Consider the following 16,568-nt stretch of genomic DNA (forward strand, 5'->3'; position numbering starts at 1 on the left):
AGGTTTAGCATAAACGCCTTGACCTCTAACATCAAAAATCTCGGCAAACACCAAGAAACGTTTTTGCTCGACCTAAAGGGGATTTGGCCGAATTTGCCAATGAAACCACCCTACCCCTCCACAACATCAAATTCGCTCCAGGGACTGTCAAATTGTCCGTACCGCGCATCGAGTTTTCCTATATGATGGGTCTCGGTAGGGCAGACACCTTACCTAACCCAATGCGATAAACCAAACCTTCAAGCAGCACGGATTCGCTTTACGTTCTCAGGGTCTTCATCGACGCTCGGGCAGAACGCCTATCCCATTCGCACGGACGTGAACCCCATTGCCACTCATGGTGTCCATGCTTCAGCCTATATGCTGAAACGGCGCAATTTTTAGTCATTGGCTCCTTCCTACTTTTCATAAAACGCATACATCATGAATCTACTCAAAATTGCAGCACTCATTTTCGTTTTCGCAACCTCATTCGCGGCGAGCAGCACCGCGGCGCTTGCCGAAGAAACCACCGGCAGCCCGGCGGCGGCCACCGCCGAAATCATTTCGCGGATCGAAAAAGGCTTGGTCGAAGTCAGCAAAAGCGATTTCTCGGCCGCTCAAGTTCAGTTAAAAGCCGCGCGCTTTGCCTCAGAAGCGATTGCCGGCAGCTCCGAAACCGCTAAGAAAGCCCACGCAACCTTAATGCAAGGACAAATTCAAGCCAAGAAAGGCGACATCCAAAAAGCCACTGAAGAATTAAACAAAGCGATAGCGCTGTATAAATCGCTTTAATACACCCTAGGCGCGAGGCGAGCTGTCATCAGACGTATCTCCGTCACGGGGATTTAATACAAGCTCAGCCGCCTCCCCAACTGCTTTAGCACCGGTATAACGGCTTGAACGTTTTGCCGGTTTTCGAGAGCCCTCGGCGGTGGGTTTGATGCTCGAAGCCATCGGCCGGGTACCAATCGATCGTCTCGCCCTAGCCTCTCCGGTCCTAGGGCCACGCGCACTCATCCCCCAAACCCGCCAAAATTCGAACTCAGTCCATACCGGCGGCCACCCGCCAAGCTCGGCGATACCAACGATCATCGACCAGCCGCGCCATCTCGGCTTCGCTGGGTAAAACCGCCGCATCCAAAAACGAAGCAGTGGCCGGATGATAACGACCAATACAAATGTCGAAGGCCAAGCGCTCGGCACTGTCCCGGTAATGTCCCCGATGCAGCATTTGCGCATCGAATAGCAAGGCATCGCCGGGCTCCAGCCCGATCAATAGGCTGCCGGGCAGATCGTCGCCTTGACGATAACCGTTAGTTTCGAAGCGCACATTCCGCTCCAGCTCGCTGTCCCAACGGCAATGACTGCCGGGCACCAACGCCACGCCGCGTTCCGCGATCAACGGTACCCGCACATGCAAGGCCAATAACCTGCCCTGCTCCGCGCGTTGCGTGCTATCGTCCACGTCGCTGTATTGCAGATCCCGGTGCCAGTACGGCGCCTGGCCGGGATCGTGGGGATTGAAAAACAACTGGGTATTGTGAAAGTAGAGCGTGTCGCCGAATAGGCTTTCCAGCCAGAGCGCAAGGCAAGGCTGAGCGATCCAGTCAAACAAGGCTAAGCGCTGTTCCGGTTCTCCGAGAAAATAGCGAGTGTCGGTCAAACCATACATATTCACCAAGCGATTGGCGATCATCAACGCCCGGTTTTCAGCCAACCACGCTCGATAAATCCGTTCGACTATCGCTTTCAGCTCCGCGATCTGCGTTTGGGAAAACAGGCTTCGGACCAGCAAATAGCCTTGCGTGTCGAAGGTTTTGGCGTTGCGGTATGAATCGTTCATCAGTGTTCGCCAATCGGAAAGTGATGGACCGTGGTCGTCGCCGGCATCAACGAGCCGCTGGCCGAATGTCCGAGGACGCCGGCCAGCGATCATCCTGGCTAAGCCTTAATCAGCCGGTACCGCTCTGCCATGGCACTTAGCGGCACGACCTTGATTTTTCCGGCGTGCCCGGCCGAGCCGAACGCTTCGTAACGGGATTGACACAAGGCCTGCATCGCATCCCTGGCGGCTTGGTAGGTCTTGCGGGCATCCAGTTCGGCGGCGTGTTCGGGCTGAGCCAGAAACCGGCGCATCGCGCCGGTGGACGCCATCCGCAGATCGGTATCGATATTGACTTTGCGGACGCCGTATCGAATACCTTCGACGATCTCCGCGACCGGCACGCCATAGGTCTCGGGAATCGCGCCTCCGTATTCGTTGATAACTTGCAACCATTCCCCCGGCACCGAACTGGAACCGTGCATGACGAAATGCAGGTTCGGCAAGCGTTGTTGCAATACCTTCAGACGGCTGATCACCAATACCTCGCCAGTGGGCGGCTTGCTGAACTTATAAGCGCCGTGACTGGTGCCGATGGCAACCGCCAGTGCGTCAACCCCGGTACGCGCGACGAACTCGACCGCCTCGTCGGGATCGGTCAGCAAACGGCTGTGTTCATCGTCCGGACGGTTTTCCAGCGCCCCCAGACAACCGATCTCGCCTTCCACCGACACCCCGCAGGCGTGCGCCATCGCGACGACCTGCCGGGTGACCTCGACGTTGTACTCGAACGAAGCGGGCGTTTTCATATCCTCCAACAGCGAGCCGTCCATCATCACCGAGCTAAAGCCCGACTGGATCGCTTGCGCGCAAATCGCCGGCGCCGGCGCGTGGTCGCGATGCATGACGACCGGGATATGCGGATATTGTTCGACGGCGGCCAAAACCAAATGGCGCAGGAATACTTCGCCGGCATAACGGTTGGCACCGGCCGAGCCTTGCATGATGACCGGGCTGTCGCAAGCATGCGCCGCCGCCATGATGGCCAGCACTTGTTCCATATTGCTGACGTTGAAGGCCGGCACCGCGAAACCGTGCTCGGCCGCGTAATCCAGAATTTGTCGTAACGACGCTAATGCCATCGGGCGCTCCTTAAACTTTTGTCGTAAATGTCGCCGCGCCCATCCGGCGGACGCGGCGCGCCATCGTAATGGCATTGCCGAGAATTCGCCAGCACCGCGTAACCCAATTCAACGACAAAGCGGTTCGCGGCGTACACGGCCTCCGCCAAATGGGATGAATTGCCAACCCGGCCGGTACTTAGCCCTTGCCGGTTATCCCGGCGAGCGGCACAACTGATAAAATAAGATCCGATTGCCGCCAAGGCGCAAATTCCTCCATTCGCTGATTTTCCACACTATCGAAACCTTATGAAACTCGAAAAATCTTCCCGCTTTTCCGCCTGTCCCGGCCCCGTGGTCACCATCGTACTGGACGGCGTCGGTATTTCGCCGCGCGAGGACGGCGATGCGGTCAAAACCGCCCGTACCCCAACCCTGGATAAGCTGATGGCCAGTTATCCGATGATTGCGCTACGCGCGCACGGCACTGCGGTCGGCATGCCCAGCGACGAGGATATGGGCAATAGCGAAGTCGGCCATAATGCCTTCGGTGCCGGCCGGGTGTTTGCCCAGGGTGCCAAATTGGTTGCCGAATCCATCGCCAGCGGCCATCTCTGGCAAGGTCATGCCTGGCACGACGTGGTCGCCACCGCCAAACAAGGCGGCACTTTACATTTCCTGGGATTGTTTTCCGACGGCAATGTGCATTCGCACATCGACCATTTGAAAGCGATGATCGAGCGTGCCAAGCAAGAAGGTGTTGCGAAAGTGCGCCTGCATATCCTACTTGACGGCCGCGATGTCGGCGAAACCTCGGCTTTGGAGTACGTCGATCCGTTCGAAGCTTATCTGGACGGCTTGCGCGGCGCGGATTTCGACGTGGCGATTGCGTCCGGCGGCGGGCGGATGCAAATCACGATGGACCGCTACGAAGCGGATTGGTCCATGGTCAAGCGCGGCTGGGACATTCATGTATTGGGTTTAGGCCGGCAGTTTGCCAGCGCCCACGAAGCCATCGAAACTTTCCGCAACGAAGCCAATGTCATCGACCAGGACTTACCGGGCTTCGTGATCGCCAAGGATGGCAAACCGCTGGGTACCATCGTGGACGGCGACGCGGTAGTGTTCTTCAACTTTCGCGGCGACCGCGCCATCGAGATTTCCCGCGCCTTTACCGAAGAGTCATTCAGCCCGTTCGAGCGCGGCCCGCTGCCGAAAGTGACTTACGCCGGTATGATGCAATACGACGGCGACACCAAACTACCGCCGCGCTTTTTGGTCGAGCCGCCCACCATTGATCGCACACTGGGCGAATATCTCGCCAAGAACGGCATCAGCCAATACGCGATCAGCGAAACCCAAAAATTCGGTCATGTGACTTATTTCTGGAACGGCAACCGCTCCGGCAAATTCGACGATTCCTTGGAAACCTACGTCGAAATCCCCAGCGACGTGGTGCCGTTCGAACAACGGCCGTGGATGAAGTGCGCCGAGATTACCGATACGTTGATAGCCGCGGTGCGCAGCGGTAAGTATCAATACCTGCGGGTCAATTACGCCAACGGCGACATGGTCGGCCACACCGGCAATTTCGAAGCGGCGGTCACCGCTATGCAAGGTCTGGATTTGCAATTGGCGCGTTTGATTCCGGTGATTCTGGAAATGAACGGTACCGCGATCATCACCGCCGATCACGGCAACGCCGACGAAATGTACGAGCTGGACAAAAAAGGTAATGTGGTGCGTAATGCCGAGGGCCGCACCAAGGCCAAAACCTCTCACACCTTGAATCCGGTGCCGTTCGTGTTGGTGTCAGGGGAGAATCCCGGCTACAGATTGCGCGGCGACATCGCGGCGCCGGGCTTGTCGAATTCGGCCGCGACCATCCTGAATTTGTTGGGCTTCGAAGCGCCGGACGACTACGACCCGAGTTTAATCGAGGCGGTCTAAGCAAACCGGTTGCCGCGCCGCTTGCGGTTGGCGCGGCAACCGACATTCCAAGTACCCGGCAAGTTCGTGAACGTAGGCCTCGATCGACGCTCAAGCCCTCGCCGCGCGGCATGCGATCAGTTCGAACGCAAAGGCAGCCCCATCCAAACGCTAGGCCGACAAGGCCAACGAATCTTCCAACGCAATCTCCAATTCGGCCAGCGTAATCTCGGACAAGCCCAAGCGCGCGGCTTCCTCGCTGCTCGAAACCATTAAGTCCGGTTGCGCGCGCGGTGCGATACCAAGCTTGTAGCAGACCATATCGACCACTCTGACGATCAACTCGACCGTGCCGCTATCGGCGCATTCGGCATGGTGATGAGAACCGGCGACCTTGCAGTAAATTTCCGGCAAATTCCAGGATCGCAATAACCAAGCGCCTTTTGCTTCGTGTTGGCGCGAAATAACTTCTTGTATTAAGTCGTCCGGCAAGTTTAGATCGGGCTCCTTTAGACGGAGGTCTTCCAAGCAGCGTATCAGTAACAACTCACCGATATCGTGAAACAAACCGGCCATGAAGGCCTCTTCGGCCTGAGCCTGAAAAGCCAGGCGTTTCGCCAACCATTCGCTACCCAACGCCACCGCGACACTGTGCTGCCACAGTTTGGTCATGAATTGCGTGGTGGCCAGATCCTTGGTCGTGAATAGCCCCTTTTGCATCACCAAAGTGGCTATTTGCACAATCTTTGGTAAGCCCAATCGGACAATGGCATCCTTAACCGTATTAATTTTGCTCAGACTGGCATAAAACGACGAGTTGGCAACCCTCAAAATTTGACTGGCCAGACTGGCATCCATCGCAATTTGCTTGGCGATAGCGTCCAGCGAGCGATTCTCGTCTTTTAGTGCCAGCCGCAGTTCGGTGACCGCGCGTGGAAATACCGGCAAGCCGGCAGTTCCGGACGCGATGGCTTCGTCTATCAACTCCGCGAGGGACTTATCGCTCATTTTTAGTAGTATTCGGCATCAACGGCTGCCTAGCAGGCGCCGCAATTCGTAAAGTGGACGGGGTTTGCCGAAACGCGGCAAATTATGAATGACTTCCTGCAACGAGGTCGCGCCAGCCGCGGCCTTAACCAAGCCGTCCTCGACCAGCGTCACCAAACCGGCCGTCTCCAGACTAATCCGGCGAATTTCGTAGGAGGTTTTGCGTTGCAGGATCGCATCCTTGACCATTTCGTTCATCGACAACAATTCGAAGACGCAAACCCGGCCGGCATAACCGGTATAACGGCATTTTTCGCAGCCCCTACCCAACATGAAGGCTCCGCCTGTCAAATCGTCGAGCGTGATGTTCAAACGTCGCAACAAGGCCGGATCGGGACGGAAGGGTTCAGCGCAGTGACGGCAGACCCGTCGCAACAGACGCTGAGCCACCACCGATACCACGGTCGACGAGATCAAGAATGCTTCGATTTCCATATTGAGCAAACGCAATAGGCCGCCAATGCTATCTTCGGTATGAAACGTGGTCAATACCTTGTGACCGGTCAGCGCCGCTTGTATCGCGGTATCGGCGGAAAACCGGTCGCGAATCTCTCCGAGTACAATGATATCCGGATCCTGACGCACAATATGGCGCAAGGTTTCTTCGTAGGTCAAATTGATCTTCGGATTGATCGAGCACTGAGCGACGCCGTCGATGACGTACTCGACCGGATCTTCGGCGGTAACGATACTGACTTCCGGCGCATTCAAATAATCCACGGCACTGTACAAGGTCGTGGTTTTGCCGGAGCCGGTCGGACCGGTGATGATCACGACGCCGGTTGGCACGTCCAGCGAATCCTGGACAAAGCGCTCCAACATCAGCGGTGCCATGCCGACTTCGTGTATATCCAGCAATTCGGTCTTGCGGTTCAATAGCCGCAAAACGATTTTCTCGCCGTTGAGCGTGCTGAAAAACGAGGCCCGCATGTCGATGACATGACTCGTCCCGGCTTGTTCGAACTGGACGCGGCCGTCCTGGTGGCGCCGCTTTTCGGCGATGTCGGCACCGGCCATCACCTTGATCCGGCTGATTAAGGACTGAACCAGCTTCGACGAGAAATCGCGATAATGCACCATCATGCCATCGATCCGGAAACGAACCCGCAATTTGTGCTCCAGCGGCTCGATGTGGATATCGCTGGCCTCCTGGCGGATCGCTTCGTCGAATATGCCATTGACGATCGCCACCACCGATTGTTCGGAAACCGAAACTTTCTCGGCGCCGGCGTTGCGCTCGAAATTCAACAAAAAACGCATGATCTGCAAATAGCGCCCGACCGCCGGGATAATCTCGCTGCCGAGCACATGTCTAGCCATTTCAATGGCCGCGTGGTCCAGGGGATCTCCAAACGCTACCAAAACGCCGTCTTCCTGTTTTTCGATCGGCAAGAAGCAGTGTTTGTTGGCCGACTTAAGCATCTGCCTGGACATCAAGGTTTGATCGACATTGGCAACGCTGAGATCGATGACCGAAATCCCCATCAAGTCCGCCAACACTTCCAGCATTTTGGATTCGGCGATCAGATTGCGCTCGACCAGAATTTCGCCCAATCGCTTGCGGCCCAACTCCTGCTGTTGCGCGGCCAATGCCAGTTGCAAGTCGGTGTTGCCGATATAGCCGAATTCGACCAGGAAACGCCCAAGTTTGACTTTAACCGGATAGCGACGGAACAACTCGGCCAATTGAGGCTGGGTCACATAACCCAAATCGCAAAGCACGACCAAAATCGGCTTGGCGGATTCCAATTTACTTTGCACGCGCAAAGCGTATTTGAGTTTGGCCGCGTCGATAACACCTTGATCGACCATTAGCTTCAAAAAGGTCTCCGCGAAATCCGCGTCCGGACCGGTCGCGCTGGAATCGTTGGGTAGCATGTGGATTTTATAGTGGACTAGGTGCGCCGCATCTCGAAGTGATTTCCACACCGAGGCCACATCGAAAACAAATCAGTCGAACGAACGCGTGGGGAAAGAGTGTGAGAGGCATTGATTGATTCAGTATTGAACAATTCGGGATATTATCACCTTGACAGGCGCCCAGCCAAACTCGGTCTGCCGCCGGCATGGATGTTCCCGAACTCGCCTCGGACAGGGATACCAAACCCGAGGCTCGCGTCAAAAGCCGAAGCGCGGATTATTTTCCCATAGTGTTATCTTAATCACATTTTAATTGAAAACTTATCTTCCTGTGCTTCAATACGGTCCGCTTTAAACACTCAATTGAGCATTTTCTACTGCAACCCACTCCCAAGGATCCACTCATGAGAAAACTGATCTTGCCGGCAATCTTTTTGCTGAGCACTCACGACGCCGGCGCGTCGACTGCATACGGTTCGCTCGGCAATTTCGACGCGGTCAACGATACCGGCGAAACCTGCCATGGCTTCGAGATCGAAATTGACGACATCCACAGCACCAGTATCGGCGGCACTTACTCATGGAATCATTACGGCATACCGAAGATTCGGGAAGACAATAGCGACCCCAACCACCCAAAAGTCTTCGTGCGCTACGAAGCCCCGACAGCGAGCGGCACCACGACAGGTTTTACCAACCCGGCCACGCCGGGCGCCATTTCTCCGACCAATGGCCATATGTGCACCAATCCCTCGGTCAACCAGGGTTGCGAGCATTTTGGCGTTGGGATCTACGGCTCTTACAGCACGATCAAATATAACTGGCTGGTCAAGGACGCCACCGGCAAAGTCGTCCTCGGTCCCGCGGTGAACGTCGGCACCCCGACATACACTTATCAGCCGCCGGTTTTCGTACAACCGCCGGTGATCAAACCGAATCCGGTTCCGAATCAACCGCCCATCGTCGAAGTTCCGGCCGTCGTGCAATTTCCGGCGCAAGTCGTCGCGGCGATTCCGGCACCGGTAGCGCCTATTCCGCCGGCAAAGCAATTCGGCGAGCCGAGCTGGGTGAAGGTCATCAAAACCAAAACGCATAAAGTCCGGGTATTGGCCTTGGAAGAATTGGTAGGCGACGACAAAGATAACGACGGTCATTCCGATTGGACCAATGGCGAACCCGACGAAGTAGAGTCGGAATGGTATCTGTTGCAAACCAACAATAAAAACAATAAAAACAAATCCGAACTGGCCGGCAAGGCCGAGGACATGAAGGACGGACGGGATGTCGTGACCCGACGCTACGAGTTCTATGAATATGTGGGTCCGGCCGCTTCGATAGACGGCGAAAGCGGCGAAGCCATGTGCGATGCGGTGGGTGCCGACAATGTCAGCGGTGTTGACGTTGTGACCGTTACCGACGCGAACGGTAACGACACCGAATTCGACTGCGCTAGCGTGGCCATCGTCGGCGCATACCGTGGTGCGCAAATGGGCGAATTCAACGCAGCCGCACCGCTTTCGACGATTAACGAAATTCAAAGCGGCAACGTTGGCCAAGCCTTCCCGCAACGTGCGGTCGTTTTTGGCGGCAACACACCATACGTGACGACGACCGGCGGTACCCTGCCTAACGGTTTGACGATCGCTTCCAGTACCGGCGTATTGTCCGGCACCCCATCCAAAGTCGGCGTATTTAACTTTTTTGTTGAATCCACCGATGCTGACGGCAGCATCGTTAACAAAAACTACACCGTTAAAGTGACCGGCCCCGGCGATACCGACGCCGACAACGACATCGACTCCGCCGATTTGGCAACGATCAAAGCCAAGTACGGCGCGGCGGTCGCGGCAAATGACCCGGCAGATTTAAACAACGACCGCAAGGTTAATATCGCCGACTATCGGAAAGCCGCGTCGCTTTGCACCAAACCGCAATGCGCCTTGGTCACGCCAACACCCTAATCGCTAACACTCATTCAGCCAAGGCCGGGAACATTCCTCCCGGCCAATTTAACGACGGACTCTTTTATGATGATGCACAAACACCTTTTCTCTAAAGTGCTTGCACTTGGATTCGCGGCCTTCGTTTCCAACGCGAACGCGACAACCTTGACCATCGAATTACCTGGCAATACCGATCTTTACACAGCCGAGGTAGGCTCGTTTTTCGATGCGAATATTTATGTCGATGGTCTGGCGGACTTCGGCGGATTCGATTTCAATCTAACGTATAACAGCGCTAACCTGTCCGCCGAATTACTGACCAGCGCCAGTATTTTCGGCGCGGATACCGAAACCTTCGCCAATTCCATCTCGACGGTCGGCGGCGGCAAAATTCATTTCGCGGAAGCTATTTCGGCGACTTCCACGCTGGAAGCGGGTTTAAACATTACCGCTCCGACATTACTAGGCACCGTCAAATTCAAAGCGCTAAACGCCGCGCTGAATAACCCGCTGAATATTACCAACCCAATTGTGTATTCATTCGACGGTACTTCGCTGGCCGGTTCGTTGCGCGGCGCGAATGTGACCATTATCCCCGCTCAAGATCCCGCACCGGTACCTGTGCCGGCTGCCGCTTTTTTGTTTGCGCCCGGTTTATTGGCGATATTTGGGCGTCGTAACCGCAATACTATCGTGAAGGGTTAATCCGCTGCAACGATACAACTCAAAGTAAAAAAATCCCTCTCCCTACGGAGGGGGATAAACCTCAATGTCCGTTATGCCGCTGGCTTCGACTCCGCTCAGCCAGCGGCTTACAAGGACGGTAACCGTTTAACTTACCGGTCGCCGTCGAAAATCGTTCCAGCGCTAACCCTGCTCATGATGGCTGCGCTCGGACACGATCAAACCGTCTTCCATGTACAGCACGTGATCCATGCGCGCGGCCAAATCGGGGTCGTGAGTGACCACCAAAAAGCTGACTTGCAGCTCCCGATTCAACTCCAGCATCAGTTGATAGATCTGTTCGGCGGTTTTGCTGTCCAGATTACCGGTCGGCTCATCGGCCAACACGCATTTCGGTTTATTGATCAATGCTCGCGCCACGGCGGCGCGCTGGCGTTCGCCGCCGGACAACTCGCCGGGCTTATGAGCCAAACGATGCCCCAACCCCACTCTTTTCAACAGTTCTGCCGCTTGCTGTCTAGCGTGTTTAATCGACTGATTTCCGATCAGCAGCGGCATCGCCACGTTTTCGAGGATCGTAAATTCGCCCAGCAGATGGTGAAACTGATAAATAAAGCCGAGGGCTCGATTACGCAATTGACTGAGTTTGCCGGCGCCGATCTTATTTAAATCGGCCCCGTCGAGTACCACCGAACCGGCACTGGGCTTTTCCAAACCGCCCAGCAAGTGCAACAAGGTGCTCTTGCCCGATCCCGACGCCCCCATGATCGCCACGCGCTCGCCAGCGGCTATCGACAGATCGACACCCTTCAACACTTCGACATTCAAATCGCCCTGCACGTAACGCTTGGTCAGACCGGCACATTGCAAAATCACGGGATTACTCATACCGAAGCACCTCGGCCGGATTCACTTTGGCGGCCTGCCAGGCCGGATACAAGGTCGCCAGCAACGACAACAAAAATGCCGCGCAAGCGATCCAATACACATCGCCCCAAATCAGTTTGGACGGCACCTCGCTGATGTAATAGACGTCCGAAGGCATGAAATTGACACCGAAGGTTTTTTCGATGGCCGGCACTATCGTTTCGACGTTCAAGGCCAGCGACACGCCGCCGACGGTTCCTAACAAAGTTCCTATACTGCCGATCACGCAGCCCAATACGATAAAGATACCCATGACCGATCCGTTGCTCAGACCCTGGGTTTTCAAAATGGCGATATCGCCGCGTTTGTCGGTAACCACCATCACCAAGGTCGAGACGATGTTGAAAGCCGCCACCGCGACAATCAGTAATAGGATCACGAACATCGCGCGTTTTTCGGTCTGCACCGCTTTAAAGAAATTGCTGTGGGCGCGCGTCCAATCGCTGACCCGGTAGTCGTCGCCCAAGGCATCGGCCAAGCTTTGAGTAATGCGCGGCGCATTGAACAAATCGTCAAGCTTCAGGCGCAGGCCCGACACCGCCGGCTCGATTCGGAACAACTTGCCGGCGTCGTCCAGATGCATCAAGGCCATGTTGCGGTCGTATTCGTACATCCCTACCTGAAACACGCCAACCACGGTGAAGCGCTTCATCCTGGGCAAAATCCCGGCTGGCGTCGAATTGATCTGCGGAGTAATCACAGTGACTTTATCGCCCATCATCACGCCCAAATAACTGGCGAGTTCCGCGCCGAGTATGATGCCGAATTCGCCTGGCTTCAGATCGGTTAACGCGCCGAATTTCATATTCGCGGCGACTTCGGAAACCTTGCTTTCGAATTCCGGCAACACGCCTTGCAACAACGTTCCGCTGACTTGGCGATCCGCGTTGATCATCACTTGACCGTGAATGAACGGCGCCGCCCCCAAGACATGCGGCAGACCGTGGGTGCGGTTTTCCAACAACCGCCAATCGTCCAATTGCCCGTAGCGGCCGGTGATCGTGCTATGGGCGGTCATGCCCAGGATCCGCTCGCGCAGTTCAGCCTCGAACCCGTTCATCACCGACAGCACCGTGATCAACGCGGTAACCCCGAGAGCAATGCCGAGCACCGAGGTCAAAGTGATGAATGAAATGAATTGGGTACGCTTCTTGGCACGGGTGTAGCGCAACCCGATGTACAGGATCAGGGGTTTGAACATAAGTGGGGAATCAGGGATTTTTACTGCACTCGGCGCAATAGCCGTAGAGGTACAAGCTGTGGTCGGTCAAGGTATAGCCCAGACGGCGAGCGATTGCGTCCTGCTGCTTTTCGATGACTTCATCGGTAAACTCGTCGACCCTGCCGCATTTCATGCAGACGACGTGGTCGTGATGGCTGCCGCTGTTCAATTCGAATATCGAGTTGCCGCCTTCGAAATGGTGGCGATTGACCAACCCGGCTGCCTCGAATTGGGTCAGAACCCGATATACGGTGGCGAGACCGATTTCCTCGCCTTCGGCGAGCAAAATTTTGTAGAGTTTTTCGGCGGATAGATGGTGGTCGTCTTGCTGTTTTTCGAGTATTTCCAGAATTTTCAGTCTGGGCAACGTCACTTTTAACCCGGCGTTACGCAAATCCTTAGTTTCCACAAGCCTATCCCCGTCTAACAGTCAATCCCGGCATTGTATCGTTTTTTACGGTCAGGCGCTGGGTGAATTATGGGATAATAGTCGTCCGTTTCCGACCGAATTCACTGGATGATGCAATGAAAAAACTGGCCGTTTTGCTCGCCGCCGGCCTGGCGCTGCCGGGTTGCTCCACCATTTTGAACAACCTCCCCGGCGTTTACTCTTTGGATATAGAGCAAGGCAACATCATCGACCAAAGCATGGTCGATCAACTTCGCCCAAACATGACCAAACGCCAAGTGCTTTACATCATGGGTTCGCCGATGCTGGCCGACGCCTTTCACGAGCGGCGTTGGGATTACTTATACTCGGAACAACCCAGCGGCGAAGATCGTGTGCAAAAACGCATTTCGCTATTTTTCAACGGCGAGAATCTGATGGGTGTCCAAGGCGACTTCCGCCCCAGTTCCCTGCCGGTCGTCAAGGAATCGACCGAAACCAGCGTGGATTTACCCAAGCGCGAACTGGACCGGTCGATGTGGGAAAAAATCAGCGGCATGTTTAGCGACGAGCCGGATACCTTGCCGCGCCGGACCGGCGCCGCGAACTCCACCGACGCCAAACCCGAGCCAGCGGCGGCGGAAAAAGGCAAGGAAATCCTCGAAGAGGACGTCGAACAATAAGCCGAGCGACTCAGGATTTGCGATTGTCGTCGGCTTTCAACAAACCACCGGCGATCGCGATGAAATTGTCGGCGGCCTTGATCAGCGCCGGCGCGGTCAATCCGTAAATGCCGTAAACGTCGCTGGCCGTACCGTGATCCCGACGAATTTTCTGCAACAGAGGTTCGAAATCCCCGTCGCCGGACAGTAAAATCACCCGATCCACTTCGGCGGCGTAATCCAACACATCCAACGTGATGCCGACATCCCAGTCGCCCTTGCTGCTCCCGTCGCGACGCAAGATGTAGGGTTTTAGTTTTACCGTGAAACCGATATTTCTCAGTATGTTTTGAAACGCCTGCTGCTTGCCGTCCCCGCGCTCGATCGCGTAGGCGATGGCGACAACGACTTGCGCATCGGAGGTCGCCAAACGCCAAAACGCGGTGTAATCGAAGTGACGTTGATAGCGTTGCCGAGTCGTGTAGTAAATGTTTTGAACATCGACAAATATCGCTATCTTCTCCATCCGGCTCAGCCCAGAAACGAACAGCAATAGTCGCTGGCCACCCGAACCTTCATCGTAAACTCGGCATTGCCGGCCACGTTAAACGACTCGCCGCCCTTGACGGTTTGCCAAGCATCGCTGCCCGGCAAGCGCACATCCAGTTCGCCGGCCAGAATTTCCATCAACTCCGGCGCACCGGTGTTGAAGGTATATTCGCCGGGCTGCATAAAGCCCAGGGTTTTGCGGCTGCCGTCGGCAAACAGAATGGTCCGGCTGTTAACCTTACCGTCGAAATAGACGTTGGCTTGCTTGACGATGGATACGTTGTTGAATTCGGTCATATTACGAGTCCGTGGGTAAAAAAGGAGCGCAATCATATCAGATCGACTCGCTTTCGAATCGCAAAAAGCCGGGGAGCAGTCGGTTTGTCCGATCCACTGGCAACCCGTTCGACGGCAAAACCGGCCGGGTCCAGCGCATGGCACCACGTTGTCAGCCGTTCGGTTTCGATATCCCCGCCCGGATGACCGGGATAAGCCAATACCGTCAAGATCCCGGTGGAGGCTAACAAGCGACAAGCCGTTTCCAAGGCGGTTAACGTCGCTGCCGCCGTCGTGACGACCGCTTTGTCGCCGCCCGGCAGATAACCGAGATTGAACATCACCGCCGCCAACTTGCCGTGCCATTGTGGCGGAATGTGAACCGCCATTTCGGCGTGACTCGCCAGCGTCAACGCCGCCCGCCCTTGAAAACCGTCCTCGCGCAAGCGCGACCGAGTGTTTTCCAAAGCGCGCGCTTGCACATCAAATCCGAACAGCGTGCCGCCCGCTCCGACGCATTGCGCCAGAAATGCGGCATCATGACCGTTACCCAACGTTGCGTCGACGACGACGTCGCCGGGCTTAACGCATTCGCCCACCAGGGCGTGCGCGCGCTCAACCAGGGAAATGCGAGTCATGGTATCGAGACACGTCGCACCAAGCCGGCAAATCCGCCCGCTGCTGCAAAAAATCGGCAAAGCGTTCGGCCAGCCAGGGAATGGTCAAACTACCCTTGCTGCCAAAACCGTTGAATATATAGAGATTCGGGTGGCGCGGATGACACCCCAGAAATGGCTGCTTGTCCAACGTGGTCGGGCGAATACCGGCCCGATGCTGTTCGATTCGAATGTCGACCGACGCGGGGTACACAGCCCTTAAATCAGCCAGCAGCGCTTGCTTGCCGGCTTCGGTCGGAACCGCGTCCAGTTGCGTGGTATCGTAGGTCGCGCCGGTTTTAAAACGTCCATCGCCCACCGGCACCAACCAATGCCGGTAATGCAACATGGTCTCCGGCAGTGGCCCTGTCGTTACGCCGGTCAGAATTTCGCCTTTGGCCGGCTGAAACGGCAAACCGCCGAACCACGGGTTAAAACGGGCGCGATGTCCCTCGCAGAATACGATGCAGCGCGGAGCCAGCTCTCGCCAGCGAAGCTCGGGTTCCAATGTGATTTGCCGGCAATCGAGCTCGGCGGCACGATAAACACCCATCGCCAGCAGGGTTTCGCGAATTCGCACCAGCAAGGCCTCAGTCCGTAAAAATCCGGTGCCAGTCTGCAGAACCGCGCCGAACGGCGATCGCAAGCCTACCGGCAAAGGTGCGTCGAAGGTCAGAAAGCCTTCGTATATTGGGTCTTCCAGCCGAGCGATCACCCGCTGACGATCGCGCTCATCCCGCAACAGCCGCAGCATCGGCATTTCGACGAAAAACGCTTGCCCAAAGTGGTTCGCCAACGCCTGGTAGCAAGACATCGCCGCCGGCAACATCTGCGACAAATATGCCGCCTTTACCCAGCGCCGACCGGTGATCGGGTTAATCAAACCCGCCGCGACTTTCGACGCGCTCTCCCGGCCGTCGTCAACCAACACGACGCGCAGCCGGCGCCGCAGTAAAGTCCAGGCTAGCAGGCTACCGGCCAAACCCTGACCGACGATCAAAACGTCGATTTTCACTTATTTGGCCGTCAAGACCTCACCGCTAAAGCGGATGCCGTCCCAACCGTCGCGCATGAAACGGCGAATATTTTGATGATCGTCGCCATCCGGGTGTTCGAGTACGTCCTTGCGATAATAATCGCCGAACAAACTCAGGGTCTGCTCTACCGTTAAATCGTGTAACACGCCGAACGCAAACAGCTTGCACGATCCCTCGTTTTGTCCGGCGCGATTGAGCAATGGCTCGGATAAGCCGTTACTGAATTCGGTCGGCCGGTAGTGGTAATTTTCCGAAATCACGGTGACCGAATCTTGAAATGCCACCGGCTGGCCATCTCGAATCTTCAGTAAAAATTCGTTAAGCATCATTGGCTTACTCATGAAACTCCTTTATAGTTGAGACAATTAGAGACCATATCGCCCAAAACGCAGGCATAAAAGATTATAATTGAATGAAATATCTAGCCATTCGCGCTGCAACCGGCTAAATTTATCCAAGACGC

The 16,568-nt window shown here is 55.7% G+C and carries 18 protein-coding genes; 5 read left to right on the top strand and 13 right to left on the bottom strand.

All coding sequences use genetic code 11. The features are described 5' to 3' along the window. Positions 1-398 precede the first annotated feature (398 nt). Positions 399-581 (bottom strand): hypothetical protein, encoded by a 183-nt coding sequence (locus tag ACP4CD_RS09795; protein ID WP_426994400.1) that lies wholly within the window; start codon positions 579-581, stop codon positions 399-401. Between ACP4CD_RS09795 and ACP4CD_RS09800 the strand changes: the two genes are divergently transcribed. Beyond that, positions 565-774, top strand: a complete 210-nt coding sequence (locus tag ACP4CD_RS09800) for a hypothetical protein (RefSeq protein ID WP_426994401.1) — start codon at positions 565-567, stop codon at positions 772-774. The two genes, ACP4CD_RS09795 and ACP4CD_RS09800, sit on opposite strands and share 17 nt — an antisense overlap. Positions 775-1,024: 250 nt before the next feature. Here ACP4CD_RS09800 and ACP4CD_RS09805 read toward each other — a convergent pair whose 3' ends face one another. Together ACP4CD_RS09805 and fba are read right to left on the bottom strand one after the other, a co-directional pair. Then, positions 1,025-1,825, bottom strand: a complete 801-nt coding sequence (locus ACP4CD_RS09805; protein WP_426994402.1) for a phytanoyl-CoA dioxygenase family protein — start codon at positions 1,823-1,825, stop codon at positions 1,025-1,027. Between the two features lie 98 nt (positions 1,826-1,923). Then, complete coding sequence (gene fba, locus ACP4CD_RS09810; RefSeq protein WP_426994403.1) at positions 1,924-2,946, bottom strand: class II fructose-bisphosphate aldolase; 1,023 nt, start codon at positions 2,944-2,946, stop codon at positions 1,924-1,926. Between the two features lie 288 nt (positions 2,947-3,234). On the opposite strand from fba, the gene gpmI reads away from it, so the two are divergent. Next, positions 3,235-4,875, top strand: coding sequence for a 2,3-bisphosphoglycerate-independent phosphoglycerate mutase (gpmI, locus tag ACP4CD_RS09815; protein ID WP_426994404.1), 1,641 nt, complete (start codon positions 3,235-3,237; stop codon positions 4,873-4,875). A 150-nt stretch (positions 4,876-5,025) separates the two neighbouring features. Here the strand turns inward: gpmI and ACP4CD_RS09820 are convergent, their stop codons facing one another. Continuing rightward, complete coding sequence (locus tag ACP4CD_RS09820) at positions 5,026-5,862, bottom strand: HDOD domain-containing protein (protein ID WP_426994405.1); 837 nt, start codon at positions 5,860-5,862, stop codon at positions 5,026-5,028. Between the two features lie 18 nt (positions 5,863-5,880). Further along, positions 5,881-7,779: a GspE/PulE family protein gene (locus tag ACP4CD_RS09825; protein WP_426994406.1), complete on the bottom strand. Its 1,899-nt coding sequence runs from the start codon at positions 7,777-7,779 to the stop codon at positions 5,881-5,883. A gap of 386 nt (positions 7,780-8,165) precedes the next feature. Here ACP4CD_RS09825 and ACP4CD_RS09830 point away from each other — a divergent pair, with 386 nt between their 5' ends. Together ACP4CD_RS09830 and ACP4CD_RS09835 are read left to right on the top strand one after the other, a co-directional pair. Next, the gene (locus tag ACP4CD_RS09830) at positions 8,166-9,722 is read left to right on the top strand and encodes a putative Ig domain-containing protein (protein WP_064026814.1); all 1,557 of its coding nucleotides are present in this window, start codon (positions 8,166-8,168) and stop codon (positions 9,720-9,722) included. Between the two features lie 147 nt (positions 9,723-9,869). Then, positions 9,870-10,409 (top strand): cohesin domain-containing protein, encoded by a 540-nt coding sequence (locus tag ACP4CD_RS09835; protein ID WP_426994407.1) that lies wholly within the window; start codon positions 9,870-9,872, stop codon positions 10,407-10,409. 162 nt (positions 10,410-10,571) lie between these two features. Here the strand turns inward: ACP4CD_RS09835 and lolD are convergent, their stop codons facing one another. Genes lolD through fur form a run of 3 tightly spaced genes read right to left on the bottom strand, consistent with a single transcriptional unit; the run spans position 10,572 to position 12,946 of the window. Then, entirely contained in the window at positions 10,572-11,276 is a 705-nt protein-coding gene (gene lolD, locus ACP4CD_RS09840; RefSeq protein ID WP_071155085.1) for a lipoprotein-releasing ABC transporter ATP-binding protein LolD, read from the bottom strand. Further along, entirely contained in the window at positions 11,269-12,516 is a 1,248-nt protein-coding gene (locus ACP4CD_RS09845; protein ID WP_426994408.1) for a lipoprotein-releasing ABC transporter permease subunit, read from the bottom strand. The genes lolD and ACP4CD_RS09845 overlap by 8 nt, the downstream gene beginning before the upstream one ends. Positions 12,517-12,526: 10 nt before the next feature. Then, on the bottom strand, positions 12,527-12,946 hold the full coding sequence (gene fur / locus ACP4CD_RS09850; RefSeq protein WP_064026744.1) for a ferric iron uptake transcriptional regulator: 420 nt from the start codon (positions 12,944-12,946) through the stop codon (positions 12,527-12,529). A 116-nt stretch (positions 12,947-13,062) separates the two neighbouring features. Between fur and ACP4CD_RS09855 the strand changes: the two genes are divergently transcribed. Continuing rightward, complete coding sequence (locus ACP4CD_RS09855; RefSeq protein WP_064026747.1) at positions 13,063-13,608, top strand: outer membrane protein assembly factor BamE; 546 nt, start codon at positions 13,063-13,065, stop codon at positions 13,606-13,608. A gap of 10 nt (positions 13,609-13,618) precedes the next feature. On the opposite strand, the gene ACP4CD_RS09860 is transcribed toward ACP4CD_RS09855, so the two are convergent. The 5 genes from ACP4CD_RS09860 to ACP4CD_RS09880 are packed head-to-tail and all read right to left on the bottom strand — an operon-like array spanning position 13,619 to position 16,446. After that, the gene (locus ACP4CD_RS09860; protein ID WP_064026749.1) at positions 13,619-14,113 is read right to left on the bottom strand and encodes an NYN domain-containing protein; all 495 of its coding nucleotides are present in this window, start codon (positions 14,111-14,113) and stop codon (positions 13,619-13,621) included. A 5-nt stretch (positions 14,114-14,118) separates the two neighbouring features. Next, on the bottom strand, positions 14,119-14,433 hold the full coding sequence (locus ACP4CD_RS09865) for a pyrimidine/purine nucleoside phosphorylase (protein WP_168033646.1): 315 nt from the start codon (positions 14,431-14,433) through the stop codon (positions 14,119-14,121). 32 nt (positions 14,434-14,465) lie between these two features. Continuing rightward, positions 14,466-15,050, bottom strand: coding sequence for a class I SAM-dependent methyltransferase (locus tag ACP4CD_RS09870; RefSeq protein ID WP_313728609.1), 585 nt, complete (start codon positions 15,048-15,050; stop codon positions 14,466-14,468). Continuing rightward, positions 15,028-16,083: an NAD(P)/FAD-dependent oxidoreductase gene (locus ACP4CD_RS09875; RefSeq protein ID WP_426994409.1), complete on the bottom strand. Its 1,056-nt coding sequence runs from the start codon at positions 16,081-16,083 to the stop codon at positions 15,028-15,030. Before ACP4CD_RS09875 ends, ACP4CD_RS09870 begins: the two co-directional genes overlap by 23 nt. Then, positions 16,084-16,446: a HopJ type III effector protein gene (locus ACP4CD_RS09880; protein ID WP_426994410.1), complete on the bottom strand. Its 363-nt coding sequence runs from the start codon at positions 16,444-16,446 to the stop codon at positions 16,084-16,086. Positions 16,447-16,568 lie beyond the last annotated feature (122 nt).

It is taken from the genome of Methylomonas stagni, from assembly GCF_050154735.1.
GTDB lineage: Bacteria > Pseudomonadota > Gammaproteobacteria > Methylococcales > Methylomonadaceae > Methylomonas > Methylomonas koyamae_A.

Coding starts and splice junctions, on each gene's coding strand:
- ACP4CD_RS09820 (WP_426994405.1), bottom strand. CDS start 5,862: ATGAGCGATAAGTCCCTCGCGGAGTTGATAGACGAAGCCATCGCGTCC.
- ACP4CD_RS09845 (WP_426994408.1), bottom strand. CDS start 12,516: ATGTTCAAACCCCTGATCCTGTACATCGGGTTGCGCTACACCCGTGCC.
- ACP4CD_RS09870 (WP_313728609.1), bottom strand. CDS start 15,050: ATGACTCGCATTTCCCTGGTTGAGCGCGCGCACGCCCTGGTGGGCGAA.
- ACP4CD_RS09855 (WP_064026747.1), top strand. CDS start 13,063: ATGAAAAAACTGGCCGTTTTGCTCGCCGCCGGCCTGGCGCTGCCGGGT.
- ACP4CD_RS09830 (WP_064026814.1), top strand. CDS start 8,166: ATGAGAAAACTGATCTTGCCGGCAATCTTTTTGCTGAGCACTCACGAC.
- ACP4CD_RS09860 (WP_064026749.1), bottom strand. CDS start 14,113: ATGGAGAAGATAGCGATATTTGTCGATGTTCAAAACATTTACTACACG.
- gpmI (WP_426994404.1), top strand. CDS start 3,235: ATGAAACTCGAAAAATCTTCCCGCTTTTCCGCCTGTCCCGGCCCCGTG.
- ACP4CD_RS09805 (WP_426994402.1), bottom strand. CDS start 1,825: ATGAACGATTCATACCGCAACGCCAAAACCTTCGACACGCAAGGCTAT.
- ACP4CD_RS09825 (WP_426994406.1), bottom strand. CDS start 7,779: ATGCTACCCAACGATTCCAGCGCGACCGGTCCGGACGCGGATTTCGCG.
- ACP4CD_RS09880 (WP_426994410.1), bottom strand. CDS start 16,446: ATGAGTAAGCCAATGATGCTTAACGAATTTTTACTGAAGATTCGAGAT.
- lolD (WP_071155085.1), bottom strand. CDS start 11,276: ATGAGTAATCCCGTGATTTTGCAATGTGCCGGTCTGACCAAGCGTTAC.
- ACP4CD_RS09865 (WP_168033646.1), bottom strand. CDS start 14,433: ATGACCGAATTCAACAACGTATCCATCGTCAAGCAAGCCAACGTCTAT.
- fba (WP_426994403.1), bottom strand. CDS start 2,946: ATGGCATTAGCGTCGTTACGACAAATTCTGGATTACGCGGCCGAGCAC.